We start from the raw sequence: 17,438 nt of genomic DNA, 5'->3' as shown, positions 1-17,438 counted from the left end.
CAACGCATGGAGCGGGAGACATTGGAGAAAAAATTAGCCACCCTGGAGCGAAAGCTTAGGCTGCTGCTCAATGAGCACCAAAACCTGCAGCTTGAAGTCAGCCGTCTTCAGGAAGAGAACGGTGAGATGAAAAAGATTCTCAGGGCTAAAGACGAACAGGTAGAAGGATTCAAAAACAAAGTAACTATAAATAAAATTGCGAATTCAGTAACAGCCGACGAAGGCGAATCTGCTGAGATAAAGCAAAAATTAAGCGAGTATATCAAGAAAATAGATTTGTGCATCGCGCACTTGAGCGAATAGTTCTAAATCAGGATTATGGGAGAACTTTCGATAAGGATAAAAATAGGCGACCGCGAATACCCCATGAAGGTAAGTGCCGCCGAAGAAGAGAAGGTACGCAGGGCCGGAAAGCTCATCAATGAAAAGATGCGTGAATACACCGCCCGTTTTGGCCTTCATGACAAGCAGGACCTGCTTGCCATGGTTGCGTTTGATTGTATCGTGGAGCGTTTTGAAACGGAGTCGAAAACAGGCACTGTAGACGAGTCCATCAGCAACAAGCTTGACCATTTAAACAGTCTGCTGAACCAGGTATTGTAGTACCCTATTATTTTCCCTTATCAAGAGCACCAGTACATAAACTAGCTTATTTATTGCCTCACTCCAGATTCACTATACGGGGCTGTTAAAATTATAAACCCCCATAAATAATTTTAACAAAAACCACAATGGAGTACATATACGTCCTGCTAACGGCCATTATAGCGCTGGTAGCAGGGATCTTTATCGGGCGCATGCTCTTGCAGCGCATATACCAGCAACAGGAAAACGAAGCCAGGGAAAAAGCCGCGCTTATCGTTAAAGAGGCTGAAACCAAGAGTGAAAGCATCATGAAAGAAAGGATGCTGCAGTCTAAGGAGAAGTACCTGAACCTGAAAACTGAATTCGAGAAAGAGGTAAACAAGAAGAAGACAATTCTTACCCAGAACGAAGCAAAGCTTAAACAGCGCGAGCAGCAAATTAAACAGCAACAGGAAAAAGTAAGCCGCCGCGAAGCAGAGCTCGAAAAGCTAAAATCTGAACTGGACGAACAGACTGAGCTGGCTAAACGTCGCCGAGAGGAAGCTGAAAAGCTAAAAGAACAGCAGATCTCCATTCTGGAAAAAGCTGCCAACCTTACCGCAGAAGATGCCCGTAACCAGCTTATCAGCACCCTGGAAGAGGAAGCTCGCACCAAAGCATCTGCCAACATAAAGGATATCATCGAAGAGGCTAAGCTCACCGCTACCAAAGAAGCCAAAAAGGTGGTACTAGAAACCATTCAGCGTACTGCTACCGAACATGCCATTGAAAACTGTGTAAGCGTTTTCAACATCGAAAGCGACGATATCAAAGGCAAGATCATTGGCCGTGAAGGTCGTAACATACGCGCACTGGAGGCTGCCACAGGCGTTGAAATCATTGTAGACGATACCCCGGAAGCCATCATCATCAGTGGTTTTGATCCGGTTCGCAGGGAAATTGCCCGCCTCTCGCTACACCGCCTGGTTCAGGATGGCCGCATTCACCCCGCCCGTATCGAAGAGGTAGTTGCCAAAACCACCAAGAACATTGAAGATGAGATCATAGAAATTGGTGAGCGTACTGCAATCGATTTGGGTGTGCATGGCCTGCACCCCGAGCTGATCAAGATGGTGGGCCGCATGCGTTTCCGCTCCAGCTACGGCCAGAACCTGCTGCAACACAGCCGCGAAGTAGCCAAGCTTTGTGCCACCATGGCCGCAGAGTTAGGTTTAAATGCAAAACTAGCCAAACGCGCAGGCCTGCTGCACGATATTGGCAAGGTATGGCCGGAGGAGCCGGAGCTGCCACACGCCATTCTGGGTATGCAGCTGGCCGAAAAATACAAGGAAAATCCGGAGGTTTGCAATGCCATAGGTGCTCACCACGATGAGATTGAGATGACCTCTATGCTCTCGCCTATTGTGCAGGCCTGTGATGCCATTAGTGGCTCCCGTCCTGGTGCACGCCGCGAAGTAATGGAGAGCTACATTCAGCGCTTGCGCGACCTGGAGAACCTTGCCCTTAATTTTGATGGCGTACAGAAGTGCTATGCCATTCAGGCAGGCCGTGAGCTACGCGTGATGGTAGATGCTGAAAATGTAACAGATGAGAAGGCCAGCAGCCTGTCTTACGATATCTCACAAAAGATTGAGCAGGATATGCAGTACCCCGGCCAGATCAAAATTACCGTAATCCGCGAAATGCGCTCTGTAGCGTATGCGAAGTAGCCGATTACTCAAATAACAGCTAACAGCTATAAAAAGCGAAGCGCAGCTCTTAAGGGCTGCGCTTTTTTGCTTTAAAGGCTATCTCGCCTGACTTACTAGTTCCGTCATCCCCGAGAAGGCAGTGGCCGCCCGCCGAGGACTTTTCAGAAACATTATCAGAAGGGAAGTATGTTGGCAAAACAGCAAACAGAGGCTCTCCTTCGAGGAAAAGACGGCAAATCTTAGAAATTGAAGAGGTAGCTTACAGATAATAAAAAGGATATTATATCCGCTACTACTATTTTCGATGCTAAAAGATGCCTCTTAACTGCCACCACAGCCAGCGAGGGCTCCATTTTCTGGCTATTACCACCACTTCTCCCAAGCTTTCCACAGCCTCCTCCAGCTTAACGTTCATAGAGCTTACAGTTGGTCCTAGCTTTACTTCTTCCGTCTCATAGCCTATGAAACAAACCCTGAGTTCAGGATTAGGAATGTTATCCGGAAATCTGATTTCAAATACGCCATCTTTATCAGTAACAGCACCATAGGAAGTGTTTTTTAAATGTACAGATACCCCTGGCAATGCCTCACCCTTCGGGTCTGTTACTTTACCCCTTACTACCCGCAGACTGTCAAGAGTAGCTGGTGAAACTGCGCTACTTTTCAATTTAGCCTTATGACTACCCTTTGTTGAAGGATCCCGCTGCTCAACCGGGGCCTTTGCTAAAGTGCTTTCCTGTGCAGCAGCAAGCCCTGGCAGCCCCAGCCCCACCAATGATGCCGCTACCATCCACCTTTTCCAGGCAGGTGTAGCTGCTACAGTATTGTAGGGCAGTGCCAGCTGCTCTCCTCTGAACCGGCCGCATACGCGCCCACCAGACCTGCTAAAGTATTCTTTAATCTGTCTTTCAGACATGGTAGTAAAATCGACTACCTCTTTCTGACAGCTATTACAAAAAGCGCCTTTAGCGGAAGGGTTCATACTCTCCCACTTTTCAGAACAGGGCTTGGGTATGCTTAACCGGAATTTAGCCATAGCAAAAGATACACAATCATAGAAGCAAAAAAAAAAGCGCAGCCCTTTTCAGAGCTGCGCTTCCGTTGATGATGATGCAAATTTACTTCTTAATCTCCAAAATGGTGAACTCCACCCGGCGGTTGCGGCTGCGGCCTTCTTCTGTTTTATTATCGGCCTCTGGCTTGGTGCTGCCATAGCCTCTTGAAGTAAGACGGTCGGCAGGAATGCCCTGGCTGGTAATGTATTTAGCCACCGCACTGGCCCTGTCGCCAGAAAGCTTTTTGTTCAGAGCAGCGGTGCCCTTGTTATCCGTGTGGCCGGCAATTTCGATCTTCATATTAGGATTTTCCTGCAGGAAGGTTACCACCCTGTCCAGCTCGGTGAACGACTCTGGTTTAAGCGTAGATTTGGCATTCTCAAAGAATACATTGTTCAGGCGAATAGATTCCCCTACCTCTACAGGAGCCAGGTACAGATCTTTGTACACCTTTACCTGCTTTTCTTCCCCTGAAAGGTCAATTAGTTCGGTAATCGGGTAGTAACCCTCTGCCTTGGCACTTAGAGAATAGGCATTACCCAGAGCAAGCGGAACGGAATAGGTACCCAGTGTATCGATGATGGTTAGCTGCAGCGTATCATTAAGCATTACCTTAACCGGCACACCAGCCGGGAATGTCTTACCGGTTTTACGGTCCAGCAGGCGCCCCTGTACAGTGGCAGTGTTTACTTTGCTGGCATACAGATCCCTGGTAATAACCTGGTAGGCTTTCACCTTATCCAGCAGCAGGGGTTGTTCTTCTGTTTTATGCCCCTTTGCCTGTACCTGCAGCTGGTAATTTTTGCCATAGGGCAGCCACAGCGAATATTCACCTGTTGCAGGGTTCATCACCAGCGAATCAGGTTCTTTTCCGTTTACCAGCAGGCGCGCTTTTGCCTCTGCCGGGAAAGGTGCGAGTGTACTGCGCTCAAGCAGCTTTCCACTTACCTTTACTACCGTCCATGGGGTAAAATACAGGTTAAGGCTGGTTTCTGTATACTCAAACAGGCTGTCGGCTTTTACAGATGCAGGATCGGCATCGTAATGGGCCAGCTGTGGCTTTAGCTGGTAGTTTTTACCGAGCGGAAGCTTCATGGTATAGCTGCCGTCTTCACGCACTACAAGCGAATTCTCCAGGGAATCATTTGCATAAAGGGCAACCTCGGTCAGGTTGGTAATAGGCAGGTTTGTTTTTTTGTTGATCACCTGACCTGAAACTACGATAAAGGGGTTTTCTTCGAACAGCTTTATGGTATATAGATCAGGGTTACTGCCTTTTTCTGCTCTTGCAGCATACCAGGCCTGGCTTCCTTTAACGTTGGTACGGAAGTAAGATTCCCAGTTTGCAGTATTGATACTCTGCACTGGCTTGGGCTCCGACCATTTCCGCCATGATTCATCCAAACGCTCTGCTACCCAGACATCGGAGTTGCCAGACTGGCTACTGGTGTAATAAAGCTTCTTCCCATCGGCCGATACAGAAGGAGCATGCAGGGCACTACCCTGCTTAATCTTTATTTTTCTGGGCTTATCAAAAAAACCCGGCACTTCTTCATGGCTCACATAAAGCCTGCTCTTTTTGCTGTTGAACTTATTGGAAAAGCTCATGAGCACGTGCCTGCCATCAGGTGTAAGATAGGCTGTAGTGTAGAGGCCCCTGTTCTTCTTATTGAACTTTGCCAGCGATACCTTGACTGGTTTCTCCCACTCACCGGAAGCAGTGCGGCGTACCAGTGAAAAGCCACGCTTCTTCCAGAAATCACCGTCTTTGTTATACTGCCCCTGTATGAGCACGGCAGAGCCATCCTGGGTAACGGCCCAAACGGCATTGTAACGGCCAATGTTAAGCTGCGGAATACGCACCGCCTCAGACCATTTTCCATCTTCGCCCCGCTTGCTGTACCATATATCTTCACTGTCGTTTTCGCCAAAACCATTTTGCGGATGATTGGCTCTTACAAAGAACAGCTCATTTCCATCAGGCGACAGAACAGGGTTTATCTCTGCATAAGTACTGTTGATGCTCTCTTCAACCCTCTGAGGTGCAAAGTTCGATTGTGCACGGGCAGCTCCACTCGTCAGCAACACCATGAGTGCTGCTTTATATAAATGCTTTATCGGGAAATTCATGGCTTAGTAAGGAAGCTTAGTAGGTTTTTTAATTGTACCAAATACCAGGTTCAGGCCGGCTCTAACATTTACGTTTCTGGCATTTTCATAATCAATGCCGCCAAGCACATTATCACTCACCACATACAACTGAAATGGCGTGAGCCTTAAACTAAATCCTGCCCCTACATTCGAGTAAGAACCATTGATAGCAGTATAGCTTACAGAGAGACCCAGCCTGCGGCCAAATTCTTTGTTAACAGCTGCCGTAAAGCCAGGGATAAACCTGTCTTTATACTTATAGGCGAAAAGTATACCTGAGGCATGCACACTGCGGTGCAGCTCATAAGTTACATTGAGATAGCTTTTGCTCGGAATGCCCGTGCGGTAGCTGCTGATTGCATTTTCCTGTGGTTCAAAATACTTTGCCACACTGTCGGCAAAAGCCTCGGCCCTGTAATTTTCTTCATTAAGGCTTTCCTCATTCAGGTTTTCGAAGGTTGCAGTGGCTCTGTTTACCCTGAATTCAGTAGCACTGTTCTTCCAGTTGATGGTACCAAGATCCAGAATACCCAACCCAAGCTGAAGCTTATCGCTAAGCTGATAGGTAACACCAAGGTCTACCGCCCAGCCTCCATTGTCTTTTAACCTGTTCTTTATGTACTCATAGTTTGTTTCGCTCTCTTCCTCTTCCGAATCATCCTCATCAAACTCGTAGCCTGAGGTATAAGCAAGCAAGCCACCTTCCAGCTCCATTAAGCCTTCTGTTGGTTTTGAGCGAAGGGTCATGTCCAGCTCATCGGTGTGCACATTTGCAATACCATTTAACCTTTTTATGCTGGCCCCTACGGTAAATTTCCGGTCAATCACATAAGATGCACCAATTGAATTCTCCAGGTAGCCCATTGCCTGCACAGAGGGCGCCAGCACCACCGTATTGGTAGTTTTCAGGAACTGCTCATCTGCCAGCAAAGCAAGCTCACGCGGCAGCATTGTCTGCACTGCCACTTTGGTGCTCAGCCGGTAGCGCAGGTACAGACGCGCATTTGCACGAACGCCTGCAGATAAAAGATCAATTTCTGCGCCAGTAGAAAACCAGTTTTTGTCTTTCATCTTTGCACGCAGCTCCAGTAAATTTCTTCCGGAGAAGTCATCCTCAATATTGAGCTCTTCTACTTGCTGATAAGAAAGGCTGTTGGAACCACCATAGCCTGCTACAGATGATATACCGGGCAGGCCCAGGTAAAAGTTTTGCGTGGGTACAAAGGCCGGGTTAGTATAACCCGCCTGCGGCAGGCTTCGCATGGTACTTAGGGTTGTTTCCTGCTGCGCACCCGCCCACCCCATTGTGCACAAGCACAAGGAAAGAACTAAGTAAAGGTGTTTCATTTAAACATTGATATGGATAGTATCAGAACAGATTATAGACTTGATATTCATTGGCTTATAGTCCCATAATCATGCTAAGCACAAAGTTATGAGGTGCAGGGAAACCAACTGCGGCAATTGTAAGGCAAATGTTACATCACATAAATTAAATAGAAGCTGCCAGCAGAGGTAGAGGCTATAGGTATTAATGCTGCCCTCTTTGGAGGCAGCATTCAGAAGGGTGGCTATTCAGAGAAGCTTTGTGGGGTAAAACATGTTCGTTAATGCTCCGGCACTTCTTACCGGAGCTAGGACCATATTCCGAAATTAGTAATATTTTTTCAATTAATTATATTCCTTTTAAGCTGTCATTAGAAATTATTATCATAAAAAAAAGCCTGTTCCGGCTATGGAACAGGCTCTTACATTTAATTTACTAATTACTTAAGCAACAAGGCCAGCTTCTTTTAAAGCTTTGGCAGTTGCAGCACCAATTTCGGCAGGTGATTCTACAACGGTAATTCCGTTCTCACGCATAATCTTCATTTTAGCAGCTGCCGTATCCTCGGCACCACCGATAATAGCACCAGCATGGCCCATGCGGCGGCCTGGAGGCGCTGTCTGGCCGGCAATAAAGCCAATCACAGGCTTTTTATTACCATTTTCCTTGATCCAGCGGGCAGCTACAGCTTCGTAATTACCACCAATTTCGCCAATCATTACAATGGCATCAGTTTCTGGGTCGTTCATCAGCAGCTCTACCGCATCTTTAGTAGGCGTACCAATGATAGGGTCGCCACCAATACCTATGGCAGTAGAAATACCAAGACCTGCTTTTACAATCTGGTCGGCTGCTTCGTAGGTTAGCGTTCCGGATTTGGAAACGATACCTACGCGCCCTGACTTAAATACAAAACCAGGCATGATACCAACTTTTGCTTCGCCAGGCGTTATAACACCCGGGCAGTTAGGGCCTACCAGGCGTACCTCTTTACCTTTCAGGTATTCTTTGGCAATCATCATATCTTTTACCGGGATACCCTCGGTAATGGCAATGATCACTTTAATTCCGGCATCGGCAGCCTCCATAATGGCATCAGCTGCGAAAGCCGGTGGCACAAAAATAATAGAAACATCGGCGCCGGTAGTTTCAACAGCCTCTGCAACGGAGTTGAATACTGGCTTATCAAGGTGCGTCTGACCACCTTTTCCAGGGGTTACGCCACCAACTACATTCGTGCCGTATTCAATCATCTGGCCGGCATGGAAAGTACCTTCAGAGCCTGTAAAGCCCTGTACGATCACTTTCGAGTTTTTATTTACCAAAACACTCATTAGCGGAAGTTTTTCGTTTGCACAAAAATAGAAAAAAGGGCGGTTTTATCAAGGTAAAACTCTTCAGACCACTACACAAGGCCAAGGAAGTGCTTGAACCGATATCTAAAATACTTCCATTTATAATCCTTCCGGTGAATTCCAATCATATAGAAATGCTTATGCTTTCGTAAATCGCCGGGAAGTACCCCGTAGTCAAGTCCTGTTTTCCAGACAACATAATTAAAACTAAGCTGATCTCTGCGACTGCCATTTTTCACCTCATTCCACCAAAGTTCCCCGGCTTTTGCAACCTCAGGATGATGGTGGTTTCTCATAAGTACCCCTCCGGAAATCAGCCCAAAGCCAGGGGGAAAATTTTCCTGGCGGTACCTGTCTATCTGGCGTTGCATAACCTCAAAATTATCTTTTAGCACCCCTTCGCGATGATACTTTTCTATTATGGCCTGATGCTCATCATATATACAATTGCGGCCATGTCCAAAAGCCCAGAAAGCCTTTTTGGGCAATAGTGACAGCACAAAAGGAGCAAAATTACCCCGAACCAAAAAATTAGCATCTATGTAGAGGCTGTAGGAGTAGTCTGGAAGAAAACTGTGGGGCATCAACTTTGGTGCTCTTGAACTACGGGCAGGATCGCCGGGTACTGCCGGCTCTATTAGCTTTAACTGCCATGGCCTGGGCACGCGCATCTCATTGTCTGCAAAACATACATAATCCACATCCCTGCTTTTTGGTTGTGGTAACAGTCCTTCCTTATTGCCAAAAACCGATGTGTAAACTACCAGCCTTGCCATGTTTACTGATAAATAATGGCAAATTTATCATTTGTTAGGGAATTGTAAAACAGTACCTGCCAGTAGGCATGGGCAAAATCAATATATTTGCAAGCCGGTGAAAGTTTATTACCGCCTGAAACTTCTCCCGGACTGAAGCAGACAATTTTATGCAGAAACCTCTAGCCAGCATCATCATTGCTATCTATAATAAATTTGAGTTCCTGGAGCGGGTACTGGCCGGCCTGGAAACCCAGACCGTCAAAAATTTTGAGGTAATTCTGGCCGACGACGGCTCTAACCAGGAAACTATTGCCTCCATAGAAAAGTACAAACAGCGCAGTCCGCTTAGCATCAAGCATCTGTGGCACGAAGATGTGGGCTTCCGCAAAACCATTATGCTCAACAAAGCAGTAATGGCTGCCGAGAGCAATTACCTGATTTTTGTTGATGGCGACTGTGTGCCACACCCCAATTATGTAGAGGCCCACCTCCAGCACCGCCAGGAAGGGGTTGTACTTTCGGGCAGGCGCGTAAACCTTTCGGAGCAGCTCACCAACTGGCTTACAGCAGAACGCATAAGAGCCGGCGCCATTGGTGCTGGTTTTACACTTCGCACCTTTGCAGACAGCGTATTGGGCAAAACCCGCGATGCCGAAAAGGGCATTTACCTCCCCAGCAAAGCATTTGAAGTGCTGTTCTCACAGAAATTTAAAGGGCTGTTGGGCTGCAATTTCAGCCTCTACAAAAAAGACCTGCTGGATATTAATGGTTTTGACGAACGCTACCTTGCCCCTGCCGTAGGAGAGGATACTGATCCGGAATTACGGCTTCGCTGGGCAGGCAAAGGGTTCAGGAGTGTAAAAAACTATGCCATTCAGTACCACCTCTACCACCGAAAACTGCAAAGGCCCACCGTTAATGCAGACATACTGGCGCAGGTAAAGCAGGATAAGATTGCCTTTACACCATTTGGCGTTAAAAAGGCCAGCACAACTTAATTCTGCTACTATCACTATATCATTAGCGGGCACGTAATTTGTGAAAAAGATATTTTAGCTCCTGCTTTACATCACGTACAGGGCTTTGTTTAAACAGCCCGCTTTGCTGCCAGCCTGGTAACATTATTTTGCGGCTTCTGTGCCCCAGCAGGCGAATCCAGCGGCGGGTACCACGCTGCTGTACCACATCAGCAACCGAGCCCATATCAATACTGTGCACGGGTGCACCACTTTCCCACAAGAGGCGCTGAACCACTTTTGTGGCAGCTCCTGCCGCCGGCAGCACTACATCAACCCCCTCCAGCTGTTCCCGCACCTTTGGAAACCATTCATCAAGGGTATAGAAAGCATCGCGGCCAGGCAGCTGCACATACACATCTATTTTACCAAACACGTACTCCAATACACGTTTGTCGGAGCTGCCTATGAACATTTTACGCTTTGGGCGGATGTGCTGATCCAAGAAACTCTGCATCCGCTGCTGGTCGAACAGGCTTAGGTAATGGAAAGAAATAAAGTTATCGTACACAGTGCCGGGCTTTTCGCCCATTTGCAGCAGGGCCTGTTCCAGCGCGTCGTTATCCGGAAAGGGAGCAAAAACGCCATCTACCATTCCCCTCTCCCGGGGATAGTTTACCGATACTGCTTTTAAAAACTGCGGATGCTCAATAGCAAACACCTTTTTGATTTCTGCAGTAAGTTCTGGCGCAGGGGCATGATCGATGGTGCCTTTCCCCTGCATGATGTAAATCTCACCATCGCCAAAACGGGTGTAGAAAACCCGCTTATGTTCCTTAAGCTGCTGATCCAGATGCTCCAGTGTACCGTAAACCGACCTTGCCGATAGTTGCATATTGTAAAAAAAGAAGCCTTCTGCCACAGACTGGCAGAAGGCTTACAAAATAAACAATCTTTACTTAAGATTAATAACGATAGTAATCTGCTTTGAATGGACCTTCTACCGGCACACCGATATACTCGGCCTGCTCCGTAGTAAGCTCCTCCAGTTCCACACCAATTTTTTCCAGGTGCAGGGCAGCTACTTTCTCATCCAGGTGTTTAGGCAGGGTGTAAACAGCATTTTCATACTGTCCATTGTTGGTCCACAACTCTAACTGTGCCAGTGTCTGGTTAGAAAAAGAGTTAGACATTACAAAGCTGGGGTGGCCAGTGGCGCAGCCAAGGTTTACCAGGCGGCCTTCGGCCAGCAGAATAATGTCGTTGCCGTCAACATTGTAAATGTCAACCTGCGGCTTAACTGTTATGCGTGTGCTGCCATAGTTCTTTTTCAGCCAGGCAACATCAATTTCATTATCAAAGTGGCCAATGTTACAAACAATGGCTTTGTCTTTCATTTTCTTGAAATGCTCGCCCGTTACTATGTTCTTGTTACCGGTAGCTGTAACTATAATATCAGCACGGTGAACGGCATTAGCCATTTTCTTCACCTCAAAGCCATCCATGGCTGCCTGCAGGGCGCATATTGGGTCAATTTCCGTAACGATAACACGCACACCGGCACCACGCAAAGAGGCCGCAGAACCTTTGCCCACATCTCCATAACCTGCCACAATGGCTACTTTACCAGCCATCATCACATCGGTAGCACGGCGAATGGCATCTACCAGAGATTCTTTGCAACCGTATTTGTTATCGAATTTCGATTTGGTAACCGAATCGTTGATGTTAATGGCAGGCAGCGGCAGCGTGCCTTTGCGCATACGCTCATAAAGGCGAAGCACACCTGTGGTGGTTTCTTCAGAGATACCACGAATTTCTTTTACCAGTTCAGGATAGCGGTCAAGCACCATGTTGGTAAGGTCGCCGCCATCATCAAGTATCATGTTCAGTGGCTTGCCGCCTTCAAAGGCAAACAGCGTCTGCTCAATACACCAGTCAAATTCTTCTTCGGTCATGCCTTTCCAGGCAAACACAGGTATACCAGCGGCGGCAATGGCTGCGGCAGCGTGGTCCTGGGTAGAAAAAATATTGCAGCTGCTCCAGGTAACATCGGCACCCAGTTCCACCAGTGTTTCGATGAGCACGGCAGTCTGGATCGTCATGTGCAGGCAACCGGCAATACGGGCACCTTTCAATGGTTTAGAAGGGCCATATTCTTCACGAATCGCCATCAGACCAGGCATTTCTGCCTCTGCCAAACGGATTTCCTTACGGCCCCAGTCGGCCAGTGTAATATCCTTTACCTTGTAATTTTCTGTCTCTTTGAGCATATCAATCTAAACTAAACATAAACTTTTCCAAAAGTACAAAATTTCGTGCTACTTACCAGCCCTGCCACAAACTTAGCAAAGTGGTCACAGCCAGGCCTGCATACCTGCCAAATGCTTAACCAATAAAAGCCAAAAATGATTTAGCACACAGTAACTCAACCCATTATGTGCAAAAATTAAGGAAGATAAGCAGCTGAAGCTTTAACAACTTTCCCGGCCTTACGCCAGGTACCGGATCTGTTGTATGCCGTAGTAGTGGAGCTGCTCCTCCTGCTGATGGAGCACCGCCAGCTTGCCCCTGGGGTCTATACCCACAATTTTTCCTGTAAACTGTTTGCCTTCTGTTTCAAAAAGGTGCCATTCGCCCAGCCAGTACATGCGCTCCAGGTACTCCCTGCGCAGCTCCTGAGTTTTCTTCTGCTTCATCAACTGCAGGTAACGTACCTCCAGTGCCTTTAAAAGCTGGTCCAGCAACTGTTGCAGGCTGTGATCGCAGCCAAGTTCCAAGGCCAGGGAGGTAGCCGTTGGCACCGAAAATTCTTTTTGATTCACATTTATGCCAATCCCTATAACACTCCACTCCAATTGAGCGTTTTTCAAGGAGCTTTCTATCAGAATACCCCCCAGCTTTTTCGATCCTGCGTAGAGATCGTTTGGCCACTTAATTGCGGCCCCGGATAGCTGCAAATCTGTCAGGAAATCAGAAATGGCAAGAGATATGCTGATATTAAGTAGAAATTGATCCTGTATAGGCAAAAACCGTGGCCGCAGTACCATTGAAAAGGTAAGGTTTTGGCCAGAAACTGCCTCCCAGCTGTTTCCGCGCTGTCCACGGCCAGCTAGCTGACGATCAGTGATGATAACAGTACCCTCCGGCAGGCTCTCCTGCTGCAACAACTGCAAAGCTGTTGTATTAGTAGAGTGACATTCTGGCAGATAAATAAGCTTACTACCAATAAATAGCGTGTTTGCCGGAGAATTATACAAGGATTTATTTAATTTGAGGAGCAATTTAAAGAGCAAGAATGGAAGAAAAAACGAATTCAGAACAATTGGCCAATTTGATTGTCGCTGGCATGCAGGAGAAAAAAGCTTCTGACATAGTGGTTCTGAACCTTACTAAAGTAAAAAATGCTGTAGCTGATTACTTTATAATCTGCACGGGTAATTCCGACACACAACTTGATGCCATCAGCGATTCCATAGAGGAAGTTGTTTATAAAGAAGTGAAGCAGGACCCCTGGCACCGCGAAGGTCGCCAGCAAAAGGAATGGGTGCTTCTGGACTATGTTGATGTTGTAGCCCACGTTTTCAAAAAAGACAGGCGCGATTTTTTTGCGCTTGAAGAACTATGGGGTGATGCAGAAATTGTTCATGTTTCCTCAGAAACAGAAGCATAAATACTGTTACAAAGGCTAACTTTATTGTGGCCTTTTATTGTTTATACATTTGATATCCCTTTTTGAATAGAACGAATGGCAGAAAAACCGAACCGTAAGAACCTTATACCCAAGCCTCCCCAGCGGAACAATTATCAGGCTTACATTATTGTAGCCCTGCTGATATTGATCTTTGGGGTACTGTGGCTTAGTAAAAGCAGTTCTACAGAACCCATAAATTACCTTCGATTTGAGGAGCTTCTCAGAGAAGGAAAGGTGAAGCAGGTTACCCTCATTAAGGGGCAGGACCTGGTTGAAATTACTCTTACCCCTGAAGCGATTAACGATCCTGAAAACCAGAACAGATTGCAGGACCGCAAAATGTTTACCGCCTCACAGGGACCTCACTACCGCTTAAAAATTATTAGCGAAGAGGTGTTCGCACAGGAATACCGGGAGCTGATGGACCAGCTACCCAGGGAACAGCAGATTGCACTGGAAGCAGAAGAACGCTCAGACCTCACCAGCCTGATTACCAGCTGGGGTTTTCTGTTCCTGATCCTGTTTGGTTTCTGGTTCCTGATGCGCCGCATGACAGGCACCGGCGGACCCGGCGGACAGATCTTTAACATTGGCAAATCGAAAGCAGCACTTTTTGATGCTGAAAACAAGGTAAAGATAACATTTAACGATGTTGCCGGCCTGGACGAAGCCAAGGAAGAAATCCGCGAGATTGTTGAATTCCTGAAAAACCCGGGCAAATTCACCAAGCTGGGTGGTAAAATACCAAAAGGCGCACTGCTGGTAGGCCCTCCCGGTACCGGTAAAACACTTTTGGCCAAAGCCGTAGCCGGCGAGGCTGGCGTACCTTTCTTCTCCCTGTCGGGCTCCGACTTTGTGGAAATGTTTGTAGGTGTGGGTGCCGCCCGTGTGCGCGACCTGTTTAAGCAGGCAAAAGAAAAAGCGCCCTGTATTATCTTTATTGATGAGATTGATGCCATTGGCCGCAGCCGTGGCCGTGGTGCCATGCCTGGCTCTAACGACGAGCGCGAAAACACCCTGAACTCCCTGCTGGTAGAGATGGATGGTTTTGCTACCGACTCCGGCGTTATTATCCTGGCTGCCACCAACCGTCCGGATATTCTTGACTCTGCCCTGCTGCGTCCCGGCCGTTTCGACCGCCAGATCAGCATTGACAAGCCAGATATTGTAGGTCGTGAGGCTATCTTTAAAGTACACCTGAAGCCTATCAAGCTTTCTTCTGAAGTAGATCCGAAGAAACTATCGGCGCAAACCCCAGGTTTTGCCGGTGCAGAAATTGCCAACGTCTGCAACGAAGCAGCCCTGATTGCTGCCCGCCGCGATAAAAAAGCAGTGGATATGCAGGACTTTCAGGATGCTGTGGATAGGGTAATTGGTGGCCTGGAGAAAAAGAACAAGATTATTTCTCCGGAAGAAAAGAAAATTGTTGCCTACCACGAGGCCGGTCACGCTGTTGCAGGCTGGTTCCTGGAGCATGCCGATCCGTTGGTAAAGGTAAGTATAGTGCCCCGTGGTGTTGCCGCACTTGGTTATGCGCAGTACCTGCCTAAGGAGCAGTTCCTGTACCAGACCGAGCAGCTGTTCGACGAAATGTGTATGACCCTGGGTGGCCGTGCCGCCGAAGACATCGTATTTGAGAAGATCAGCACCGGTGCCCTTAGCGACCTGGAGCGTGTTACCAAAATGGCTTACAGCATTGTTTCGGTATATGGCATGAACGATAAGATCGGAAACGTATCTTTCTACGATGCCAAACAAAGCGAATACAACTTCAATAAGCCTTATTCCGAAGCCACCGCCAAGATTATTGACGAGGAGGTTAAGTACATTATCGAGAAAGCTTATGTGGCTGTAAAACAGTTGCTGTTGAGTAAGCGTGATAAGCTTGAGATCATTGCCCAGGAGCTGCTCAAGAAAGAGATCATTTATCAGTATGATCTGGAGCGGCTTATTGGCAAGCGTCCGTTCGATAAGCAAACTACCTATCAGCAGTATATTACGCCTAATGGTGAGATGGCCAAAGAAAACATGCCACCAGATGCCACTACGGTAGAGGAGCGTGTAGGCTCAGATGGAGATGTTCCGCCTAATGGCTCGCGTGAGAATGATTCCTTATAACTTAATAACTTATAAAACAGGCAGCTTTAGGGCTGCCTGTTTTTTTAATGCCCTTTCTTTTTATTTAATTTCGTAAAGCAAAAAGACTACAGCCCCTAACGTTTTGTCGAAAGAACTACCTCCTATTACATTAGCTGCCGGCAAGAAAGTATACTTTGCCTCTGATTTTCACCTGGGTGCCCCTAATAAGGAAAAAAGCCGCGAGCGCGAGCGAAAAATAGTGCGCTGGCTGGACCACATCCGCCAGGATGCCGCTGCTGTTTTCCTGATGGGCGATTTGTTTGACTTCTGGTTTGAATATAAACATGCAGTACCCAAGGGAGCCATACGCCTGCAGGGCAAGCTGGCAGAGCTTAGTGACAGCGGCATACCGCTCACCATCTTTACCGGCAACCACGATATGTGGATGAAAAATTACTTCCCTGATGAGTTTGGAATACCTGTATACCGCCATCCCAGGGCAATCAACATTGGCAACAGCCGTTTTCTGATAGGCCACGGCGATGGGCTTGGACCGGGTGATAAGCGGTACAAGATCATGAAAAAGGTGTTTCAAAGCCCCCTAAGCTACTCGCTCTACAGCTGGTTACACCCTGATATAGGTATTACGCTGGCAAACTTATGGTCGAACAAGAGCCGGGCAAAGAATAAGGGCAAGGATGAGGTGTTTTTAGGCGAAGATGAATGGCTGCTGGCTTACTGCAGATATAAGGAAGAAAAGGAGCACCACGATTACTACGTTTTCGGGCACCGGCACCTGCCGCTGGATCTGGAGGTAACAGAAAACAGCCACTACATAAACCTGGGGGAGTGGATCAATTATTATACCTATGGCGTTTTTAACGGGCATAAACTGGAGCTTAAAACCTTTGAAGCAACGCAATAATCACCTGTTCCTTTGCACCCTTGCACTAATGGTGTGCGTGGCAGTGCTGCCGGCACCGGCACAAACCCTGCTGTTCAAAGGAAATTTTGCCGTTCCCAAGGCGGTGGCAACAGCACAGGATGTACAGGGCAACCTGTACCTGGCCACTCCGCAGGGGCAGGTAATCCAGTACAATGGCAAGGGGCAGAAGGGGGTCAGCTTTAGCCCGGACGAGATGCTCTCCATCAGCAGCCTTGAGGCGCTGCCGGGCCTGCAGTTACTCCTGTTCGACAGGACCAACCAGCAGCTGTTGTGGGTAGACCGTTTTCTTACCCAGTCGGGAAGCTACCGTTTAAGTGCCGACAACAATGCCGGCTTTATTGATGCCGTAGCCGCCGCCGAGGGTAATGGCATCTGGCTGGTAGATGGCAGCCGCCAGCGCCTGTTAAAGCAACAGTTTCCGGGTGGAGAACTGGCAGTTTCCATTCCGCTTAACCTGGTGGCCGGCAGCAGCCAGATGAAATTTAATTACCTGCGCGAGCATAAAGGCAAAATTTATCTCTACAGCCCCACAACAGGCTTCCTGGTGTTTGATGCCATGGGCAATTACGAACTAACACACGATTTACCAGGCTTACATTCACTTTCGCTCGATGAGGACAGGTTCTACTTTCTGCAGCGTAACCAGCTTGGCTATCTGGATCTGAAAACCCATGAAGTGGTGCGCATACCACTGGTGGAGGCTAGTCCCGAACACCTGCTGGTAAAAGGAAGAGACATCTGGGTGTTCAATAAAGGAGAAGTTTACCATTACCTGATGATGCCCCCTGCTGCAGCTGCCCAGCAGAAATAAAAAGCCGCATTACTTTTCAGTAAATGCGGC

At 47.7% G+C, this 17,438-nt stretch carries 16 protein-coding genes; 8 read left to right on the top strand and 8 right to left on the bottom strand.

Annotated elements, in window-relative coordinates; all coding sequences use genetic code 11:
• Positions 1-6: 6 nt before the first annotated feature.
• The 3 genes from KWJ01_RS12740 to rny all read left to right on the top strand — a co-directional run bounded on the left by KWJ01_RS12740 (position 7) and on the right by rny (position 2,294).
• Entirely contained in the window at positions 7-303 is a 297-nt protein-coding gene (locus KWJ01_RS12740) for a hypothetical protein (protein WP_224996832.1), read from the top strand.
• Between the two features lie 15 nt (positions 304-318).
• Positions 319-603 (top strand): cell division protein ZapA, encoded by a 285-nt coding sequence (locus KWJ01_RS12735; protein ID WP_224996831.1) that lies wholly within the window; start codon positions 319-321, stop codon positions 601-603.
• A 128-nt stretch (positions 604-731) separates the two neighbouring features.
• Positions 732-2,294: a ribonuclease Y gene (gene rny, locus KWJ01_RS12730; protein ID WP_224996830.1), complete on the top strand. Its 1,563-nt coding sequence runs from the start codon at positions 732-734 to the stop codon at positions 2,292-2,294.
• 289 nt (positions 2,295-2,583) lie between these two features.
• Here rny and KWJ01_RS12725 read toward each other — a convergent pair whose 3' ends face one another.
• The 5 genes from KWJ01_RS12725 to KWJ01_RS12705 all read right to left on the bottom strand — a co-directional run bounded on the left by KWJ01_RS12725 (position 2,584) and on the right by KWJ01_RS12705 (position 8,940).
• Positions 2,584-3,192 carry a carboxypeptidase-like regulatory domain-containing protein gene (locus KWJ01_RS12725; protein ID WP_224996829.1) on the bottom strand — a complete coding sequence of 203 codons (609 nt, stop codon included), beginning with the start codon at positions 3,190-3,192 and terminating at the stop codon, positions 2,584-2,586.
• 202 nt (positions 3,193-3,394) lie between these two features.
• Positions 3,395-5,461, bottom strand: a complete 2,067-nt coding sequence (locus tag KWJ01_RS12720) for an OmpA family protein (RefSeq protein ID WP_224996828.1) — start codon at positions 5,459-5,461, stop codon at positions 3,395-3,397.
• A gap of 3 nt (positions 5,462-5,464) precedes the next feature.
• On the bottom strand, positions 5,465-6,745 hold the full coding sequence (locus KWJ01_RS12715; protein WP_224996827.1) for a DUF5723 family protein: 1,281 nt from the start codon (positions 6,743-6,745) through the stop codon (positions 5,465-5,467).
• 507 nt (positions 6,746-7,252) lie between these two features.
• Positions 7,253-8,143, bottom strand: coding sequence for a succinate--CoA ligase subunit alpha (sucD, locus tag KWJ01_RS12710; protein WP_224996826.1), 891 nt, complete (start codon positions 8,141-8,143; stop codon positions 7,253-7,255).
• 71 nt (positions 8,144-8,214) lie between these two features.
• A complete protein-coding gene (locus KWJ01_RS12705) occupies positions 8,215-8,940 on the bottom strand; it encodes a glycosyltransferase domain-containing protein (RefSeq protein ID WP_224996825.1) in 726 nt (241 codons plus the stop codon).
• A gap of 149 nt (positions 8,941-9,089) precedes the next feature.
• Here KWJ01_RS12705 and KWJ01_RS12700 point away from each other — a divergent pair, with 149 nt between their 5' ends.
• Entirely contained in the window at positions 9,090-9,920 is an 831-nt protein-coding gene (locus tag KWJ01_RS12700) for a glycosyltransferase (RefSeq protein ID WP_224996824.1), read from the top strand.
• A 22-nt stretch (positions 9,921-9,942) separates the two neighbouring features.
• Here the strand turns inward: KWJ01_RS12700 and KWJ01_RS12695 are convergent, their stop codons facing one another.
• The 3 genes from KWJ01_RS12695 to KWJ01_RS12685 form a co-directional block, all read right to left on the bottom strand.
• The gene (locus tag KWJ01_RS12695; RefSeq protein ID WP_224996823.1) at positions 9,943-10,773 is read right to left on the bottom strand and encodes a GT-D fold domain-containing glycosyltransferase; all 831 of its coding nucleotides are present in this window, start codon (positions 10,771-10,773) and stop codon (positions 9,943-9,945) included.
• A 70-nt stretch (positions 10,774-10,843) separates the two neighbouring features.
• Complete coding sequence (gene ahcY / locus KWJ01_RS12690) at positions 10,844-12,151, bottom strand: adenosylhomocysteinase (RefSeq protein WP_224996822.1); 1,308 nt, start codon at positions 12,149-12,151, stop codon at positions 10,844-10,846.
• 219 nt (positions 12,152-12,370) lie between these two features.
• On the bottom strand, positions 12,371-13,054 hold the full coding sequence (locus KWJ01_RS12685; RefSeq protein WP_255651074.1) for a biotin--[acetyl-CoA-carboxylase] ligase: 684 nt from the start codon (positions 13,052-13,054) through the stop codon (positions 12,371-12,373).
• 122 nt (positions 13,055-13,176) lie between these two features.
• On the opposite strand from KWJ01_RS12685, the gene rsfS reads away from it, so the two are divergent.
• From rsfS to KWJ01_RS12665, 4 genes are all read left to right on the top strand, one after another.
• Entirely contained in the window at positions 13,177-13,551 is a 375-nt protein-coding gene (gene rsfS, locus KWJ01_RS12680; RefSeq protein WP_224996820.1) for a ribosome silencing factor, read from the top strand.
• A 75-nt stretch (positions 13,552-13,626) separates the two neighbouring features.
• Entirely contained in the window at positions 13,627-15,690 is a 2,064-nt protein-coding gene (gene ftsH / locus KWJ01_RS12675) for an ATP-dependent zinc metalloprotease FtsH (protein ID WP_224996819.1), read from the top strand.
• Positions 15,691-15,793: 103 nt separating this feature from the next.
• Entirely contained in the window at positions 15,794-16,576 is a 783-nt protein-coding gene (locus KWJ01_RS12670) for a UDP-2,3-diacylglucosamine diphosphatase (RefSeq protein ID WP_224996818.1), read from the top strand.
• Positions 16,560-17,408, top strand: a complete 849-nt coding sequence (locus KWJ01_RS12665; RefSeq protein ID WP_224996817.1) for a hypothetical protein — start codon at positions 16,560-16,562, stop codon at positions 17,406-17,408. The genes KWJ01_RS12670 and KWJ01_RS12665 overlap by 17 nt, the downstream gene beginning before the upstream one ends.
• The last annotated feature ends 30 nt before the right edge of the window (positions 17,409-17,438 follow it).

It is taken from the genome of Cesiribacter sp. SM1, from assembly GCF_020178975.1.
GTDB lineage: Bacteria > Bacteroidota > Bacteroidia > Cytophagales > Cyclobacteriaceae > Cesiribacter.
Note: the sequence above shows the minus strand (reverse complement) of the source record. Positions and strands in the feature narration are given on the sequence as shown.